This window comes from Pseudomonas sp. 18-147, assembly GCF_051048045.1.
Classification (GTDB): domain Bacteria; phylum Pseudomonadota; class Gammaproteobacteria; order Pseudomonadales; family Pseudomonadaceae; genus Pseudomonas; species Pseudomonas aeruginosa.
Window position 1 is genome coordinate 3,894,493 of record NZ_CP182296.1, and the last position, 16,695, is coordinate 3,911,187.

Here is a 16,695-nt window from a genome sequence, read left to right on the forward strand (position 1 = left end):
CCAGACAATACCTATCGAGAACAAGGTCGTTCCGTGCCCATCGCTTCACGTGCTCCCGCCTCCCTGACCCTGCTGGCCCTGCTGTTCGGCGGCAAGCTCGCGGCCGCCGACCTGTTCAACGATCCCAGCGGCGTTCCCGAAGTATTGACCGCGACACGCCTGAAACAATCCCCGGCGGAAGTTCCCGGCAGCATCAGCGTGCTCGACCGCGAGCTGATCGTCGCCAGCGGCGCCCGCGACATTCCCGAACTGATGCGCCTGGTCCCGGGCATGATGGTCGGCTACCTGTCCGGCAACCAGCCCACGGTCAACTACCACGGCACCAGCATGTCGGGGGCGCGGCGCCTGCAGGTGCTGATCGACGGCCGCTCGGTGTACCGCCCGGGCCTTGCCAGCGTCGACTGGAGCGACCTGCCGCTGGCCCTCGAGGATGTCGAGCGGATCGAAGTGTTCCGTGGGCCGAATACCGTCAGCTACGGCGCCAACGCATTGATGGGGGTGATCAACATCATCACCCGCGCCCCCGGCGAGTCGCCCGGCACGCGCCTGAAGTACACGGCGGGCCAGCGCGGCATCCGCGACTGGTACGCCAGCCAGAGCATCGCCCTGGAAGACAGCGACTTCCGCCTGTCGCTGTCCGGCCAGGAAGACGACGGCTTCGACCGCGACCACGACGGTCACGCCCTGCGCGACGGCCGCCGGCTCAGCCGCTTCAACCTCAACGCCAGCCACAGCCTGGCGCCGAACCAGAGCCTGGAGTGGCAACTGGCGGCCAAGGAAGGCTCGAACCAGCACCCCTACGCCTACCGCTCGCCGTTTCCCCAGGTTCCCGACGACATCGACAACTCCGATACGCTCGCCCACGACTATGCCGGTTCGCTGCGCTGGAATGTCGACCTCGACCCGCGCCACAGCTTCTATATACAAGGCTACGCACAGCACTGGGAGCGCCGGCAGGAATGGAACGCCTGCGAGGCGGCCATTGCCTTCAGCCCGCAACTGGCGCAGCTCTGGGAACTGAACCCGGACTACCTGCGCAGGTTCGCCGACGATCCGACCCGGCTGCCGCCCGGCAGCGCCCAGGAGTTGCAACTGGCGACCCAGGTCCTCGACCAGCTACGCAATGGCGGACTGCGTCCGGTCTGCGGACGGGTCGACCGCAACATCCGGGAAAGCCGCTACGACCTGGAGATGCAGGACACCCTCAGCCTGGGCGACAACCTGCGCCTGCTGAACGGCCTGAGCTACCGCTACGACCAGGCAAACTCCGAGACCTTCTACGGCGGCAGGGTCAGCAGCCAGATCTGGCGGCTGTTCAGCCAATTGGAGTGGCATGCCGGCGAACACTGGCTGCTGCAGGGCGGGGGGATGCTCGAAGACGTCGAGGGCTCCGGCAGTTCGTTCAGCCCGCGGCTGGCGGTGAACTACCTGTTCAACCCCCAGCACAGCCTGCGCGCGGTCTATTCGGAGGCAGTGCGGTCACCGGGCATGTACGAAAACGACGTCGACTGGCGCTACCGGGTCCGCCACCTGACACCGACGCCCTATGGGCAGAGCGAAGCCTACTACTTCGCCAGCGCCCACGGCCCCGGCGACCTGGGCAAGGAACACACCCGTTCGCGCGAGATCGGCTACAACGGTTTTTTCCGCGAGACCGGACTGGCCGTGGATGTACGCCTGTTCCACGAGGAAATCACCGGACTGATCAGCGATCCGCTCAGCGTCGTCGACTTCAGTCCGGACAACGGCGATCGCATCCGCTTCTCCGGCGCGGAAGGCCAGCTCGACTGGCGCCTGGGCCTACGCGACCGCCTGCGCGCCACCTACGCCTATCTCGACTACGACGCCACCAGTCGCTACGACCGGCGCCTGACCGCCCGCCACGGCGGCTCGGCCGGCTGGATGCACGACTGGGGCCAAGGCTGGTCCAGCGCCCTCTTCTATTACGGCGACGATTCGCTCAATGGACATCGTTTCGAACGCGTCGACCTGCGCCTGGCCAAGCGCATTACCCTGGGCAAGGCCGCCCTGGAATTGGCCGGCGTGCTCCAACAGCGTCTCGACGACCAACCGCTGACGTTTCCCGACAACCGCTACGACAGCCGCCACCTGCTCTACTTCAGCGCCGAGGTGACGTTCTAGATGCGTCGCTTGCGCCCCGCCCGTCGGGCTTTCCAGGCGCTGCTCGCGCTCGTCGTCTGCTGTCTCGCGCATGTCGGCGAGGCCGCGCAACTGGTCCTGGTCAGCGCCAACCAGGGGGCCGCGGTGAACGCCTTTCGCGACGCCCTGTCGCAGCGACGGCCGCAGGACCAGGTGGAACTGCGCACGCCCGCGGCCCTGGCGGAGGGGATGGTCTTCAACGACGACACCCGCCTGCTCCTGCTCGGCCCCGAGGCCCTGGCCTGGCGCCTGCGCCAGCACCGGGCGCCACCGACCCTGGCGCTGCTGCTCAACCGGGTCGATGGCCAGCGCCTGCTGCCAGGCGCCAACGGGCATGGCGGACACGGCGTCGGAGGGCTCTGCGTACTCTGGAGCGACCCGCCGGCGGCCCGCCAGCTCCGCCTGGCGCGCCTGATCCTGCCGGGCATCCAGCGCATCGGCGTGCTCTACGGCAAGGACAGCGAATTCCTCCTCGACGAGCTTCGTCGCGAGGCCCGCAGCCAGGGGCTCGAGCTGTTCGTCGCCAGCAGCAGCGGCAACGACGACCCGCGCCCGCTGCAGTTCCTGCTCGGCAATAGTGACCTGCTGCTCGGCATCGACGACAAACAGCTGTACAACTCGCAGAGCATCAAGAGCCTGCTGCTCGGCAGCTACGCCAAGAACCGCGCGCTGCTCGGACCCACCGCAGCCTTCGTCAAGGCCGGCAGCCTGGCGAGCAGCTACAGCGACCAGGAGGACTGGCTGGACACCCTCGACGAATTGCTCGGCCAGGCGCCCAGGCACTGGCCCCTCAGCCTCTATCCAGGGCATTTCAAGGTGCTCGGCAATCGGCAGGTAGCCCGTTCCCTGGGTATCGACCTGGCCAGCGACGCCGACCTCGGCCGGCGCCTCGCCGAAGGAGAAGAACCATGAGCCAGCGCCACGGCTGGGACATCCGTACCCGCATGCTGGCGATCAGCCTGGGCCCGGCGCTGCTGCTGACCCTGTTGCTCACCGCCTACTTCACCTACTCGCGCCTGCAGGACCTGCGCCAGGAACTGACCCATACCGGCCAGTTGATCGCCGACCAGTTGGCGCCGGCCGCCGAATACGGCGTGATCGCCGGCAACACGCCCGTGCTGCAGAAGCTGCTGCAGGCCACCCTCGACACCCCGCATGTGCGCTTCATCGAGGTACGCGACCGCAACGACAATATCCTGGTGTACGTCGAACAGTTGCCCGGCGCGTTGCAGAACGCCGCGCCGATCGACATCTTCCACTCCACCATCCAGCGCCAGCGTATCGCCCTGGCCAGCGACCCGCTGCTGGATGGCGCCAGCGAAGGCGACGGCCAGTCCGGCGAGGACTACCTCGGCCGGGTGGTGGTCGGCATGTCCAACGACGCCTTCAGCCAGCGGCAACAGGAAATCCTCCTGAAGGCCGCCCTGCTGGCCGCCTTCGCCCTGATCCTCACCTTCCTCGTCGCGCGCCGCCTGGCGCAGCGCCTGTCGGCGCCGATCAGCACCATGGGCCAGGCGGTCGAGGCGATCCAGAGCGGCGACTACAAGACCAGCCTGCCGATCCTCGACGACGGCGAGATCGGCGACCTGGCCCGTCACATCAACAATCTCGCCAGCGGGCTGGACCGCGCGAGCCGGGAACAGGAACAGGCGATCAGCCAATTGATCAGCGCCCGCGAGGAAGCGGAGCAGGCGAACCGGGCGAAGTCCGACTTCCTGGCGATGATGAGCCACGAGCTTCGCACCCCGATGAATGGCGTGCTGGGCATGCTGCAACTGCTGGAAACCACCGAGCAGACCCGCGAACAGGCCGAGTACACGGCGCTGGCCACCGAGTCCACCGAACACCTGCTGAAGGTCATCAACGACATTCTCGATTTCTCAAGGATCGAACGCGGCGCGCTGGAACTGGAGTGCATCCCCTTCAACCTGCTGGAACTGGTGCAAGGCTCCGCCCTGGTGTTCCAGCACAGCGCCCAGCAACGCGGACTGGCGCTGGAATTGCAGATCCAGGCCGGCCTGGAGAATATCGAGGTCTGCGGCGATCCGACGCGGATCCGACAGATCCTGGTGAATCTGCTGGGTAATGCGCTGAAGTTCACCGAGGAAGGCGCCATCCATCTCAGCCTGGAGTGGCAGGCTCTCGATCACGACGTACTGTGGCTGACCTGCGCGGTGCACGACAGCGGCATCGGCATCTCGCCGGAACGCCTGGAACATATGTTCGACGCCTTCCAGCAGGCGGATTCGTCGATTTCCCGACGCTACGGCGGCACCGGGCTCGGCCTGGCGATCGCCAGGACCCTGGCGGAACGGATGGGCGGCACCCTGCAGGCAGAGAGCAAGGAAGGCTCGGGATCGACCTTCACCCTGGAGATTCCGCTGCCCTTCCAGCAGTCGCCGGCGCACCGGCAGCAGGCCGCCGGCGACGCTGCCCCGGTCGCCGCCGGTCAGGAAATCCTCCTGGTCGAGGACAATCCGGTGAACCAGACAGTCATAGAAGCCATGTTGCGCAGCCTCGGCTATCGCGTCACCCTGGTCGCCGACGGTATCCAGGCGGTACGCAGCGCCGAGCGCCAGCGCTACGACGCGATCCTGATGGACTGCCGCCTGCCGGTGCTCGACGGCTACTCGGCGACACGGGAAATCAGGGCCCAGGAGAACGGCCGGCAGGTACCGATCATCGCCCTGACCGCCAACGCCCTGCAGGGCGATCGGGAGAACTGCCTGCAGGCGGGAATGAACGATTACCTGGCCAAGCCATTCAAACGGGCGGAATTGCAACGCATACTGCAACGCTGGATCGGCTCGCAGCCGGAACTCCCCGTGACATCGAACGAAACCGGACGAGGGGAGCCGGAATGATCTACGACAAGGGCGGCAAGCGGACGCGGGAATAAAGTGAACATCTGTTCGCCGGACACTGTGACTTTCACCGCAACGCAACAGTCTATGACTAGGCTGCCGCTGCGACGCCGATACAATAACCCGGCGCGACGGCCGCTGGACGAACCGCCACAACCCTGCAGTTCAGGGATTTTTGAGGAGCTCGCATGACCAAACAACACGCCTTCACCCGAGAAGACCTGCTGCGCTGCAGTCGCGGCGAGCTGTTCGGCCCGGGTAACGCGCAACTTCCCGCCCCCAACATGCTGATGATCGATCGCATCGTTCACATCAGCGATGTCGGCGGCAAGTATGGCAAGGGCGAGCTGGTCGCCGAGCTGGATATCAACCCGGACCTGTGGTTCTTCGCCTGTCACTTCGAAGGCGATCCGGTCATGCCCGGTTGCCTGGGCCTGGATGCCATGTGGCAGCTGGTCGGTTTCTACCTCGGCTGGCAGGGCAACCCCGGCCGCGGCCGCGCCCTGGGTTCGGGCGAAGTGAAGTTCTTCGGTCAGGTTCTGCCGACAGCGAAGAAGGTCACGTATAACATTCATATCAAGCGCACGATCAATCGTTCGCTGGTCCTGGCCATCGCCGACGGCACCGTCAGCGTCGATGGCCGCGAAATCTACAGTGCCGAAGGCCTCCGCGTCGGCCTGTTCACCTCCACTGACAGCTTCTAAGGGTTATCCGCATGCGTCGCGTCGTTATCACCGGTCTGGGCATCGTTTCCTGCCTCGGCAATGACAAAGACACCGTTTCCGCCAACCTCCGTGCGGGTCGGCCCGGCATTCGCTTCAATCCGTCCTACGCCGAGATGGGCCTGCGCAGCCACGTTTCCGGTTCGGTCGACCTGAACCTCGAAGAGCTGATCGATCGCAAGGTCTTCCGCTTCATGGGCGATGCCGCCGCTTACGCCTACCTGGCGATGGAGCAGGCGATCAAGGACTCCGGCCTGACTCCGGAACAGATTTCCAACCCCCGCACCGGCCTGATCGCCGGCTCCGGCGGCGCTTCCACCCTGAACCAGATGGAAGCCATCGACACCCTGCGCGAGAAAGGCGTCAAACGCATCGGCCCATACCGCGTGACCCGCACCATGGGCAGCACCGTATCGGCCTGCCTGGCCACGCCGTTCCAGATCAAGGGCGTCAACTACTCGATCTCCTCCGCCTGCGCCACCAGCGCGCATTGCATCGGCCAGGCCATGGAACAGATCCAGTTGGGCAAGCAGGACGTGGTCTTCGCCGGCGGCGGCGAAGAGGAACACTGGAGCCAGAGCTGCCTGTTCGACGCCATGGGCGCCCTCTCCACCCAGTACAACGAGACGCCGGAAAAGGCCTCCCGCGCCTACGACGCCAAGCGTGACGGCTTCGTCATCGCCGGCGGCGGCGGCATGGTGGTGGTCGAGGAGCTGGAGCATGCGCTCAAGCGCGGCGCCAAGATCTACGCCGAGATCGTCGGCTACGGCGCCACCTCCGACGGCTACGACATGGTCGCCCCGAGCGGCGAAGGCGCGATCCGCTGCATGCAGCAGGCGCTGGCCACCGTCGACGCGCCGATCGACTACCTGAACACCCACGGCACCTCCACCCCGGTCGGCGACGTCGCCGAGATCCGAGGCGTGCGCGAAGTGTTCGGCGACAAGGCGCCGGCCATCAGCTCGACGAAGAGCCTGTCCGGCCACTCGCTGGGCGCCGCCGGCGTACACGAGGCGATCTATTGCCTGCTGATGATGGAAGGCGGCTTCATCGCCGGCTCCGCCAACATCGACGAACTCGACCCGGAAGTGGCCGACCTGCCGATTCTCCGCGAGACCCGCGAGAACGCCAAGCTCGATACCGTCATGAGCAACAGCTTCGGCTTCGGCGGCACCAACGCCACCCTGGTCCTCAAGCGCTGGCAGGGTTGATTCCCTCCATAGCCGCATGAAGCGCCCTTCGGGGCGCTTTTTTGTACCCAGCGTTTCTTTACCCGGACTGCATGAACGGGCTAAACCTCCCGCCCTGCCTGCCGATAGTACTGGTCAGCCCCGTCCCTCTTCCTGCCCCCTGGAATCCGCCATCATGTCTTTGCGCAGTATGCCCATCGCGACCCGTGCCGCCCTGAGTTTCGCCCTGATCACCGCTCTGCTGGTCATCACCGGCATCTTTTCCCTGAACCGGATGGGTTCGCTCAACGAAGCCTCTTCGGACATCAGCGACAACTGGCTGCCTAGCGTCCGCGAAAGCGCCGAGTTGAACGTTCTGCTCGCCGAACTGCGGCAGGTGCAACTGGCCCATGTGCTGGCGGCGGACGATAGCAGCAAGCGCTTCCTGGAAAGCCGCATGACGGAAATCGGCAAGGAACTGACCGATCGCGAGGGCGCCTACCAACGGCTGATCAGTGGTGCCGACGAGCGCTCGATCTACGAGCGCTACCTGGCTACCCGGCAGACGCTCCTGCAAAGCCAGCAGACCCTGGTGCAGATGTCGCGCAGCAAGCCGCTGGAAGAGACCCGCCAGTACACCGAAAGCACCTTGCTCGACCAGTACCGCGCCACCCAGCAGCAACTGCAGGCGCTGATCGACTTCAACGTCAAGGGCGCCAGCCAGGCCAGCCACACGGCCGATGAGGTCTATGACAGCGCCTTCGCCGCAGTGATCGGCGTACTGCTGGTCGCCGGCCTCGCTACCGTGGTACTGGCCTGGCTGTTCACCCGCAGCATCACCCAACCGATCGGCGAGGCGCTGCGAGTGGCCGAGGTGATCGCTTCCGGTGACCTCACCAGCCGCATCGACACCTCTGGCCGCGACGAACCGGCCAAGCTGCTGGTCGCCCTCCAGGGCATGCAGGCACAACTGCGCCAGACCATCCAGCAGATCGGCAGCTCGGCGACCCAACTGGCCTCCGCCGCGGAGGAACTCAGCGCCGTCACCGAGCAGGGCAACCGCTCGCTGACCCAGCAGAACGACGAAATCCAGATGGCCGCCACCGCGGTCAACGAGATGACCGCCGCCGTCGAGGAAGTGGCGCGCAACGCCAGCTCCACCTCGGACGCCTCGTCCGCCTCCGAGCAATCGGCGCAGAACGGACGCCAGCGGGTACTGGAGACGGTCCAGGCGATCCGCCTGATGAGCGAAGAAGTGGACAATACCTCGGCGCTGGTCGGCGGCCTGGCGGAAAAGGCCCAGGACATTTCCAAGGTCCTCGACGTGATCCGCGGTATCGCCGAACAGACCAATCTCCTGGCGCTCAACGCGGCCATCGAGGCGGCTCGCGCCGGCGAGCAGGGCCGCGGTTTCGCCGTGGTCGCCGACGAGGTTCGCGCCCTCGCCCATCGCACCCAGGAATCCACCCGCGAGATCGAGCAGATGATCGCCAACATCCAGGAAGGCACCGGCGCCGCGGTCGGCGCCATGGACAGCAGCAGCGTACGCGCCCGCAACATGCTGGAGATCGCCGAAGCCGCCGGCCTGGCGCTCAACGAGATCGCGGAGCGGGTCGGCCAGATCAACGAGCGTACCCTGGTGATCGCCAGCGCCTCCGAGCAGCAGGCCCAGGTGGCCCGCGAGGTCGACCGCAACCTGGTGAACATCCGCGACATCTCGCTGCAGACGTCCGCCGGCTCCAACCAGACCGCCGCCGCCAGCCAGGAACTGTCGCAACTGGCCATCGACCTGAACAACATGGTCACCCGCTTCGTCGTCTGACCATGCCGTGCGCCGTCTCACGGCGGCGCACTTCCTCCGGTTGCCCAGCGTGGAGCCCGGGTTTTACCATGAAACCCGATCCTCTCCCCCTCCGGAGCCGCCCAGATGGTCAAGCGCACCAGCCACAAGCAAGCCAGTTGTCCAGTCGCCCGCCCGCTGGACGTGATCGGCGACGGCTGGTCGATGCTCATCGTGCGCGATGCCTTCGAAGGACTGACGCGCTTCGGCGAATTCCAGAAGAGCCTCGGCCTGGCCAAGAACATCCTGGCGGCGCGCCTGCGCAACCTGGTGGAGCACGGCGTGATGGTGGCGGTCCCGGCCGAAAGCGGCAGTCACCAGGAATACCGTCTGACTGACAAGGGACGCGCGCTCTTCCCCCTGCTGGTGGCGATTCGGCAGTGGGGCGAGGACTATTTCTTCGCCCCGGACGAATCCCATGTCCGCCTGGTCGAGCGCGACAGCGGCCAGCCGGTGCCGCGCCTGCAGGTACGCGCCGGCGACGGCAGTCCGCTCGCCGCGGAAGATACCCGGGTCAGCAGGGACTGATCGAAGGACGAACAGGCTACCGACGGCATCCGTTCGTACGCCGCCCAAACGGCGGATAACCGCAGGCGGTTATTCGCCCTACCGCACGCAGGCAACCCTTGCCCGGTAGAGCGAATGGCGCCCCCGCGTTATCCACGCCACACAAGAAAACCAGCGCTTTGCATGGCTCGCGCTCAGCGCACGTCGAAGGATTTCTCCGCCAGCAGGCGATCGCCCTGGAACACCATCAACCGCCATTCGCCCTTCACCACTTCGTGCGGCTCGGTGAATTCGTAGGCCATGACATCGGTCGGCGCGCCCGGCACCAGCTTCTGCACCACTTCGAACTTGTCATGCCGCTGACCATCCGGAGTGACCACGCCCGGGGTGAGGTAGAGCAGCGTCAAAGGCGTATCGCCTTCCTGCTTGCCGCTGAGTTGATAACGCATGCCGAACTTGGTGCCGAGCTTGGCCGGGACTTCGGTGGTCTGCTGGATGTTCTGCTCGCTACGGGTCAATACCCGTTCGCCGGGCTGGAAGTCCTGGTAGCGGCTTTCGAACACGCCATATTCGATGGGGCCGTCGATACGCACCTCGGCCTGCGCCGCCACGGCGACGCCGGCGCCGAGCAGGAAGACGGAACGACTGATGCAAGAACGGATGAAGGACATGACTCACTCCTGGATGGGACTGGCGCGAGCCTATGACGCCGGCATGACAGACTGATGACGAATCCGGGTTATTCGCCTCGCGGATCGGCGGGCTGGCGCGGCAGCACCGCCAGAAAGTTGTCCCGCGCCACCTGGCGAGCGACCTGCTCGGGCAAGGCGTCGAGGAACGGATCGAAGCTCGCCATCAACTCGGGCAGGCTGTCGAACTGGCCGACCACATCGGAACCGAGCATGAAGCGTTGCGGAAACCGCTCGACCAGTGCCAGCCACTGCGGATCGGGCTTGCCCTGCTCGTCCAGCAGGTACGGGCGCAACACCGACCAGGACAGGTCGATGTAGAGGTTCGGGTAGCGCTGTAGCAGACGCCGAAGGGTCGGCAGGAGGAAGTCCAGTTTCTTCTGGTGGCGATGGATCTCCATGCTGGTCCCGGCATGGGCCCAGATGAACCGCACATGCGGGTGATTGCGCAGGGGCTCCTCGATTTCCGCCAGGTACAGCGGGTTGCGTTCGCGCTTGGAAGTGACGTTGGCGTGCAGCAACACCGGCAGGTCGAATTCGGCGGCCAGGTGATAGACCCGCGCCAGCGCCTCGTTGTTGGCCCTCGGCACGTCGCCGTAGGTCAGCGCGGTGAGGTCGTCGTGACGGGTAAAGATCTCGCCGATGCCCTGCCAGAGTCCCGGGTCCAGCTCCAGCATGCGACGGATGTGCGCGTCGGCGTTCTTGTCGGTCGGGTTGAAACCGGTCAGGAACGGATGCACGCGCCGCCGCTGCTCGGCTGGCAGGGATTTCACCGCCGCCGCCACGATCACGTCGGTGGCGCTGTACCAATAGGCTCCGGCATCGTCACCAGCGTAGTAGCGCGGCCGCTTCGGCTCGTCCTCGTGCCATTTCTTGGCGACCGCGACGCCGCTGAGCATCACATGGTCGACCCGGCCTTTGTCCATCGCCTCCAGCAGCCGCGGCATGCCTTCGCTTTCCTGGAAAAAATCCACATAGTGCACGTGAGCGTCGCTGTAGCGATAATCCCTGGCATGGGTCAAGGATGTCACCAGGGACAGGGCGAACAATGTCGAAAACAGGGCACGCGTACGGGGGCCAGCCATGGCATTCCTCCTGATAGGCCTGAGTGAACATAGACCGCTGCCGCTCGGCCAGGGTTCGCCGCTCCGCTGGCTGGCCCTGCTGTTCGGCCTGCTGGCCTGGCATGCCGGGGCTGGCGAACGGGTGATCTATCCGCGCCACTCCGAAGGGCGCAACCCCGAACCCTACGTCGTCGAGCTGCTGCAACTGGCGCTGGCCAGGAGCGGCGGCGACTACCGCCTGGAGCCCAGCGCGCAGCCCATGCCGCAGTCCCGTGCGCAACTGCGCCTGGAGCAGGACGATCCGGGCCTGCAGGTGATGTGGGCGCAGTCCCGCGACGACCTGGAAGAGACCCTGCTGCCGATCCGCATTCCGATCTATCGCGGCCTGATCGGCTGGCGCATTCCCCTGGTCAGCGCCGCCAACAAGGATATCCTGGCCTCGGCGCGGACCCTCGACGATCTCCGCCGCCTGCGCTTCGGCCAGCGCCAGGACTGGGCCGACACACCGATCCTGCGCGCCAACGGCCTGGAGGTGAAGACCAGCCAGAACTACGAGAGCCTGTTCCGCATGCTCGATGCCGGTCGCTTCGAGGTCTTCCCCCGCGAGGTCGTAGTGATCGACGGAGAACTGGAGGACGCCTCCCGCGCCGGGCTGCACCTGGCGATCGACCAGCACGTGGCCCTGCACTACCCCGCGGCCTTCTATTTCTTCGTTTCGCGTCAACGCCCGGAACTGGCCGAGGCCATTCGCCAGGGCCTGGAGAAGGCGATTGCCGACGGTAGCTTCGAACGGCTGTTCGAGCGACATTTCAAGACGCGGCTGGGCAAGCTTGCCCTTCGGCAGCGGAGAATAATCGAGCTGAAAAACCCCTATCTTCCAGGAAAAACTCCTTTTCAGCGCGAGGCGCTCTGGTACCGGCCGTGAGCTAGAATGAAGCCCTCACGCCACCACCGATGTCCAGCATGTCCCGTAACGCCCCGTACCGCCTCGACGACCAGATCGGCTTCATCCTGCGCCAAGCCAACCAGCGCTATGCGGCGTTGTTCGCCAATGGCATCGGCAACGGCCTGACCCCCACCCAGTGGGCCGCCCTGGTCCGCCTCGGCGAGACCGGACCCTGCCCGCAGAACCAGCTCGGCCGACTCACCGCCATGGACGCCGCGACCATCAAGGGCGTCGTCGAGCGCCTGGACAAACGGGGACTGATCCAGCGCAGCGCCGATCCGGACGACGGCCGGCGCCTGCTGGTCAGCCTCAGTCCTGCCGGACGCGCCGAACTCGAGGCCGGCCTGGCGGCCGCCCGCGAGATCAACCGGCAGGCCTTGGCCCCCCTCTCCCCGCAAGAACAGGAAACCCTGCGCGGGTTGCTCGCTCGCCTGACCTGAGGCCATTGCGGTCTATCCTTTTGTCCGCGTTGCGTCGCCCGGAGCTGCGCCTTTCGTCGTAGCGGCCTGCCATTGACAGTTCGCCGCAGGCGTTCATAACATGTTTGTATACAAACAAATTCCCGCATAGCCGCATGCTACCAGGCACGGCTGACGGGATATACGCCTGATGAACAGCCATGCCGCCGGCATGGGGAGAAACCGCCATGAGCGATGCCCTTGCCCTGACCGTCAACGGTCAGTCCCTGCGCCTCGATGTCGCCCCCGATACCCCCCTGCTCTATGTCCTGCGCAACGACCTGCAACTGAACGGTCCCAAGTTCGGCTGCGGCCTCGGCGAGTGCGGCGCCTGCACCGTGCTGATGGATGGCGTCGCCACCCGCTCCTGCATCACCCCGGTGGAGGCCGCCGTAGGCCGCCGGGTGGTTACCCTCGAAGGACTCGGCGATGCCGCCCATCCCCATCCGCTGCAACAGGCCTTCATCGACGAACAGGCCGCCCAATGCGGCTACTGCATCAACGGCATGGTGATGACCGCCAAGGCGTTGCTGGATCGCAACCCGAACCCCAGCGACGGCGAGATCCGCCAGGAATTGGCCTACAACCTGTGTCGCTGCGGCACCCATGTGGAGATTCTCAAGGCCGTGCGGCGTGCCGCCGAGAGCCTGAAGGAGCATCAGGAGGAGCACCCGGCATGAGCCTGGCCAATCCCTCGCGACGCGGCTTCCTCAAGGCCGGCGGCCTGCTGCTGGTCACCGTCAACCTGCCCGCCCCGCTGCTCGCCCTTGCCGAGCAGGGCGCCACCGACCTGCCGCTGGACCAGGTCGACTCGTTCATCGCCATTGCCGCGGACGGCAAGGTCACCGCCTTCTGCGGCCACGTCGACCTTGGTACCGGCATCCGCACGGCACTGGCGCAGATCGTCGCCGAAGAGTTGGACGTCGCGTTCGAGCAGGTCGAGATGATCCTCGGCGACACCCGTCGCACACCGGACCAGGGGCCGACCATCGCCAGCGCCAGCATCCAGGTCAGCGCCGTGCCGCTGCGCCAGGCCGCCGCCGAAGCCCGGCGCTTCCTCCTGCGTCAGGCCGGAAGCCATTTCCCGGTGCATCCGGACAGCCTGCGCAGCGAAAACGGCCAGGTCTTCGCCGCCGCCAATCCGCAGCGACGGATCGGCTACGGCGAGTTGCTGCGAGGCCAGCGCTTCAACCTGAACATCGACGGCAAGGCGCCGCTCAAGCCGCGCAGCGAGTACCGTCTGGTCGGCAAGCCGGTGCGTCGGGTGGACATCCCGGCGAAGCTGACCGGTCAACTGACCTATGTCCACGACATGCGCTTGCCCGGCATGCTGCATGGACGAGTGGTACGCCCGCCCTATACCGGCGCGGATGTCAGCGCCCCGCTCGGCAGCGGCCTGCTGGCGGTGGACGAAAGCTCGGTCGCCGGGCTGCCGGGGCTGGTCAAGGTGGTCGTGATCGGCGACTTCGTCGGCGTGGTCTGCGAACGCGAGGAGCAGGCGATCCGCGCCGCGCGCCAGCTCAAGGTGCGCTGGAAGGACTGGCAGGGCCTGCCGCCGCTGGAACCCGACCGGCTCGAGGACACGCTTCGCCGGCATCCGAAGAAGCCACGCACGCTGCACGACTCACCCGGTCTCGAGCAGCACCTCGCGGGCATCGCCCGGCCGCTGTCGGCCACCTATGTCTGGCCCTACCAGTTGCACGCCTCCATCGGCCCTTCCTGCGCCCTCGCCGAGGTCGATGCGCAGCGCGCTCGCGTCTGGTCCGGCACGCAGAACCCGCACGACCTGCGCAACGACCTGGCCAGGCTGCTGCAGCGCGAGACCGGGGACATCGAGGTGATTCGCATGGAAGCCGCCGGCTGCTACGGACGCAACGGCGCCGACGACGTCAGCGCCGACGCCGTGCTCCTGGCGCAGGCAGTGGGCCGGCCGGTGCGGGTACAACTGATGCGCGAACAGGAACATGGCTGGGAACCGAAAGGCACCGCGCAACTGATCGAGGTCCGCGGCGGTCTCGACGAGCAAGGCCGGGTGGCGGCCTACGACTTCGCCACCTGCTACCCCTCCAACGGCGCGCCGACCCTGGCCCTGCTCCTCACCGGGCGGATCCCGGCCACCCCGCAGGTGGCCGACATGGGCGACCGCACCGCGATCCCGCAATACCGCTACCCGCGGATGCGGGTGGTGGCCAACGACGCCGCCCCTATCGTCCGCGCGTCCTGGATGCGCGGCGTCTCGGCGCTGCCGAACGTGTTCGCCCATGAGTCCTACGTCGACGAACTGGCGCACCTGGCCGGCATCGACCCCATCGCCTTCCGCCGCCGCTACCTGGACGACCAGCGCGCCCTGGCGCTGATCGACGCCCTGGTCGCCCGCGCCGGCTGGCAGCCACGCACCTCCCCCAACCCAGAGGCGCGCCGGGACGGCTTGCTGAAGGGACGCGGCTTCGCCTATGCGCGCTACTTCCACAGCAAGTTTCCCGGTTTCGGCGCCGCCTGGGCCGCCTGGATCGTCGACGTCGAGGTGAACCCGGAGAACGGCGCGGTGCGCGTCGCCAAGGTCTGGGTCGCCCATGACTGCGGGCAGATGGTCAATCCCGATGGGGTCAGGCACCAGGTCCACGGCAACGTCATCCAGTCCACCAGCAGGGTACTCAAGGAGTTCGCCACCTTCGACCGCCGTGGCGTCACCAGCCTGGAATGGGGCGGCTACCCGATCCTCGGCTTCCCCGAACTGCCGGAGATCGACGTACTGCTGCTCGACCGCCCCGAGCAGCCACCGATGGGCGCTGGCGAGTCAGCCTCGGTGCCCAGCGCCGCGGCCATCGCCAATGCGATCTTCGACGCTACCGGGGCGCGCCTGCGACAGGTGCCGTTCACTCCGGAACGCGTACTCGCGGCGCTGCGCAGCGCGCAGGCCTGATCCTTTTCCCCGGGGCGCCGCGGCGCCCCGCGCAGTGGATGACTGACAGATGAAGAAGGCAACACGCATCGGCCTCTGGGCCTCCGGCAGCCTCGTCGCGCTCGCCGCCATCGCCCTCGGCTACGCCTGGCAACCGGCCATCGGGCCACTGGAAGGCACACCCGGTCCCTTCAGCGCCGAGCAGATCGCCCGCGGCGAACGCCTCGCCGCCCTCGGCGACTGCGCGGTCTGCCACACTCGCGAAGGCGGCCCGCGCAACGCCGGCGGACGGGCCTTGCCGACGCCGTTCGGGACGATCTACAGCAGCAACCTCACGCCGGATCGCGCGAGCGGCATCGGTGGCTGGTCCTACCCCGCCTTCGAGCGGGCCATGCGGCATGGCGTGGCCCGCGACGGCAGCTACCTGTATCCGGCGTTCCCTTACACCGCCTTCACCAGGACTCGCGACGAAGACCTGAAGGCCCTGTACGCCTACCTGATGAGCCAGCCGGCGGTGCACAGCGAAACGCCTGCCAACCAGCTGCCGTTCCCCTTCGACCAACGCCAGCTGATGGCCGGCTGGAACCTGCTGTTCCTGGAGCCCGGCGCCTACCGCGACGAGCCGACGCGCAACCAGCAATGGAACCGCGGCGCCTATCTCGCCGAAGGCCTCGGCCATTGCAGCGCCTGCCACTCGCCGCGCAATGCGCTCGGCGCGGAAAAGTCCGGCAGCGCGCACTTCGCCGGCGGCGAGGCGGAGGGCTGGACCGCGCCAGCCTTGAACGCCAGTTCGCCGGCGCCCATCGCCTGGAGCGAGGAGGCCCTCTACGCCTACCTCCGCCACGGCTATTCGGCCTACCACGGGGTCGCCAGCGGGCCGATGGCGCCAGTGGTCGGCGAAGGCCTGGCCAAGCAGTCGGACGAGGACCTGCGGGCCCTGGCCCATTACCTTGCGTCCTACGCCGCTGCCCCGGCCGGGGAAACCGATCAGCAACAGGCGCAACGCCTCGACCGGCAGGGCTACGGCCGCGTGCAACCGCCCAGCGGCAGCGGCGCGCGCCTGTTCGCCGGGGCCTGCCTGGCCTGCCACCATGACGGCGACGGACCGCGCTTCTTCGGCGTGCGTCCATCCCTGGCGCTGAACAGCAATGTGCATGCGGACAGCCCGGACAACCTGCTGCGGATCATCCTCGACGGCATCCACAGCCCGGCCACCGGCGACCTCGGCTATATGCCCAGCTTCCGCCACAGCCTCGACGACCGGCAAGTCGCCGCCCTGGCCAACTACCTGCGCGAGCGTTTCGCCGGCAAGCCCGCCTGGCCGGACCTCGCGGCCAAGGCGGCAAGCCTGCGCCGACAGGCGGCGCCCTGAAG

14 protein-coding genes are annotated in these 16,695 nt (G+C 66.9%); 12 read left to right on the forward strand and 2 right to left on the reverse strand.

Annotation, left to right across the window (positions count from 1 at the left end):
- Positions 1 to 33 precede the first annotated feature (33 nt).
- The 7 genes from ACM0M4_RS18435 to ACM0M4_RS18465 all read left to right on the forward strand — a co-directional run bounded on the left by ACM0M4_RS18435 (position 34) and on the right by ACM0M4_RS18465 (position 9,283).
- Positions 34 to 2,142 carry a TonB-dependent receptor plug domain-containing protein gene (locus ACM0M4_RS18435; protein ID WP_003132906.1) on the forward strand — a complete coding sequence of 703 codons (2,109 nt, stop codon included), beginning with the start codon at positions 34 to 36 and terminating at the stop codon, positions 2,140 to 2,142.
- Between the two features lie 171 nt (positions 2,143 to 2,313).
- On the forward strand, positions 2,314 to 3,072 hold the full coding sequence (locus ACM0M4_RS18440) for a hypothetical protein (RefSeq protein WP_003132907.1): 759 nt from the start codon (positions 2,314 to 2,316) through the stop codon (positions 3,070 to 3,072).
- Complete coding sequence (locus ACM0M4_RS18445) at positions 3,069 to 5,024, forward strand: ATP-binding protein (protein ID WP_003097889.1); 1,956 nt, start codon at positions 3,069 to 3,071, stop codon at positions 5,022 to 5,024. The genes ACM0M4_RS18440 and ACM0M4_RS18445 overlap by 4 nt, the downstream gene beginning before the upstream one ends.
- 188 nt (positions 5,025 to 5,212) lie before the next feature.
- Positions 5,213 to 5,728 (forward strand): 3-hydroxyacyl-[acyl-carrier-protein] dehydratase FabA, encoded by a 516-nt coding sequence (gene fabA / locus ACM0M4_RS18450; protein WP_003087475.1) that lies wholly within the window; start codon positions 5,213 to 5,215, stop codon positions 5,726 to 5,728.
- Positions 5,729 to 5,739: 11 nt separating this feature from the next.
- A complete protein-coding gene (fabB, locus tag ACM0M4_RS18455) occupies positions 5,740 to 6,957 on the forward strand; it encodes a beta-ketoacyl-ACP synthase I (protein ID WP_003087471.1) in 1,218 nt (405 codons plus the stop codon).
- A 154-nt stretch (positions 6,958 to 7,111) separates the two neighbouring features.
- Complete coding sequence (locus tag ACM0M4_RS18460) at positions 7,112 to 8,737, forward strand: methyl-accepting chemotaxis protein (protein WP_003097894.1); 1,626 nt, start codon at positions 7,112 to 7,114, stop codon at positions 8,735 to 8,737.
- Between the two features lie 105 nt (positions 8,738 to 8,842).
- Positions 8,843 to 9,283, forward strand: a complete 441-nt coding sequence (locus ACM0M4_RS18465) for a winged helix-turn-helix transcriptional regulator (RefSeq protein WP_003087468.1) — start codon at positions 8,843 to 8,845, stop codon at positions 9,281 to 9,283.
- 173 nt (positions 9,284 to 9,456) lie between these two features.
- On the opposite strand, the gene ACM0M4_RS18470 is transcribed toward ACM0M4_RS18465, so the two are convergent.
- Positions 9,457 to 9,933 carry a DUF3859 domain-containing protein gene (locus tag ACM0M4_RS18470; RefSeq protein WP_003087466.1) on the reverse strand — a complete coding sequence of 159 codons (477 nt, stop codon included), beginning with the start codon at positions 9,931 to 9,933 and terminating at the stop codon, positions 9,457 to 9,459.
- 68 nt (positions 9,934 to 10,001) lie between these two features.
- Positions 10,002 to 11,036 carry an amidohydrolase family protein gene (locus tag ACM0M4_RS18475; protein ID WP_003097898.1) on the reverse strand — a complete coding sequence of 345 codons (1,035 nt, stop codon included), beginning with the start codon at positions 11,034 to 11,036 and terminating at the stop codon, positions 10,002 to 10,004.
- Here ACM0M4_RS18475 and ACM0M4_RS18480 point away from each other — a divergent pair.
- From ACM0M4_RS18480 to ACM0M4_RS18500, 5 genes are all read left to right on the forward strand, one after another.
- Entirely contained in the window at positions 11,035 to 11,940 is a 906-nt protein-coding gene (locus ACM0M4_RS18480) for a substrate-binding periplasmic protein (RefSeq protein ID WP_003097899.1), read from the forward strand. The genes ACM0M4_RS18475 and ACM0M4_RS18480 overlap by 2 nt on opposite strands.
- 38 nt (positions 11,941 to 11,978) lie before the next feature.
- Entirely contained in the window at positions 11,979 to 12,401 is a 423-nt protein-coding gene (locus ACM0M4_RS18485; protein ID WP_003120438.1) for a MarR family winged helix-turn-helix transcriptional regulator, read from the forward strand.
- 206 nt (positions 12,402 to 12,607) lie between these two features.
- Positions 12,608 to 13,099 carry a (2Fe-2S)-binding protein gene (locus ACM0M4_RS18490; protein ID WP_003097907.1) on the forward strand — a complete coding sequence of 164 codons (492 nt, stop codon included), beginning with the start codon at positions 12,608 to 12,610 and terminating at the stop codon, positions 13,097 to 13,099.
- Positions 13,096 to 15,342 carry a xanthine dehydrogenase family protein molybdopterin-binding subunit gene (locus tag ACM0M4_RS18495; RefSeq protein ID WP_003120440.1) on the forward strand — a complete coding sequence of 749 codons (2,247 nt, stop codon included), beginning with the start codon at positions 13,096 to 13,098 and terminating at the stop codon, positions 15,340 to 15,342. The genes ACM0M4_RS18490 and ACM0M4_RS18495 overlap by 4 nt, the downstream gene beginning before the upstream one ends.
- A 49-nt stretch (positions 15,343 to 15,391) precedes the next feature.
- A complete protein-coding gene (locus tag ACM0M4_RS18500; protein ID WP_031673141.1) occupies positions 15,392 to 16,693 on the forward strand; it encodes a cytochrome c in 1,302 nt (433 codons plus the stop codon).
- The last annotated feature ends 2 nt before the right edge of the window (positions 16,694 to 16,695 follow it).

Coding starts and splice junctions, on each gene's coding strand:
- ACM0M4_RS18445 (WP_003097889.1), top strand. CDS start 3,069: ATGAGCCAGCGCCACGGCTGGGACATCCGTACCCGCATGCTGGCGATC.
- fabA (WP_003087475.1), top strand. CDS start 5,213: ATGACCAAACAACACGCCTTCACCCGAGAAGACCTGCTGCGCTGCAGT.
- fabB (WP_003087471.1), top strand. CDS start 5,740: ATGCGTCGCGTCGTTATCACCGGTCTGGGCATCGTTTCCTGCCTCGGC.
- ACM0M4_RS18460 (WP_003097894.1), top strand. CDS start 7,112: ATGTCTTTGCGCAGTATGCCCATCGCGACCCGTGCCGCCCTGAGTTTC.
- ACM0M4_RS18465 (WP_003087468.1), top strand. CDS start 8,843: ATGGTCAAGCGCACCAGCCACAAGCAAGCCAGTTGTCCAGTCGCCCGC.
- ACM0M4_RS18470 (WP_003087466.1), bottom strand. CDS start 9,933: ATGTCCTTCATCCGTTCTTGCATCAGTCGTTCCGTCTTCCTGCTCGGC.
- ACM0M4_RS18480 (WP_003097899.1), top strand. CDS start 11,035: ATGGCATTCCTCCTGATAGGCCTGAGTGAACATAGACCGCTGCCGCTC.
- ACM0M4_RS18475 (WP_003097898.1), bottom strand. CDS start 11,036: ATGGCTGGCCCCCGTACGCGTGCCCTGTTTTCGACATTGTTCGCCCTG.
- ACM0M4_RS18485 (WP_003120438.1), top strand. CDS start 11,979: ATGTCCCGTAACGCCCCGTACCGCCTCGACGACCAGATCGGCTTCATC.
- ACM0M4_RS18490 (WP_003097907.1), top strand. CDS start 12,608: ATGAGCGATGCCCTTGCCCTGACCGTCAACGGTCAGTCCCTGCGCCTC.
- ACM0M4_RS18495 (WP_003120440.1), top strand. CDS start 13,096: ATGAGCCTGGCCAATCCCTCGCGACGCGGCTTCCTCAAGGCCGGCGGC.
- ACM0M4_RS18500 (WP_031673141.1), top strand. CDS start 15,392: ATGAAGAAGGCAACACGCATCGGCCTCTGGGCCTCCGGCAGCCTCGTC.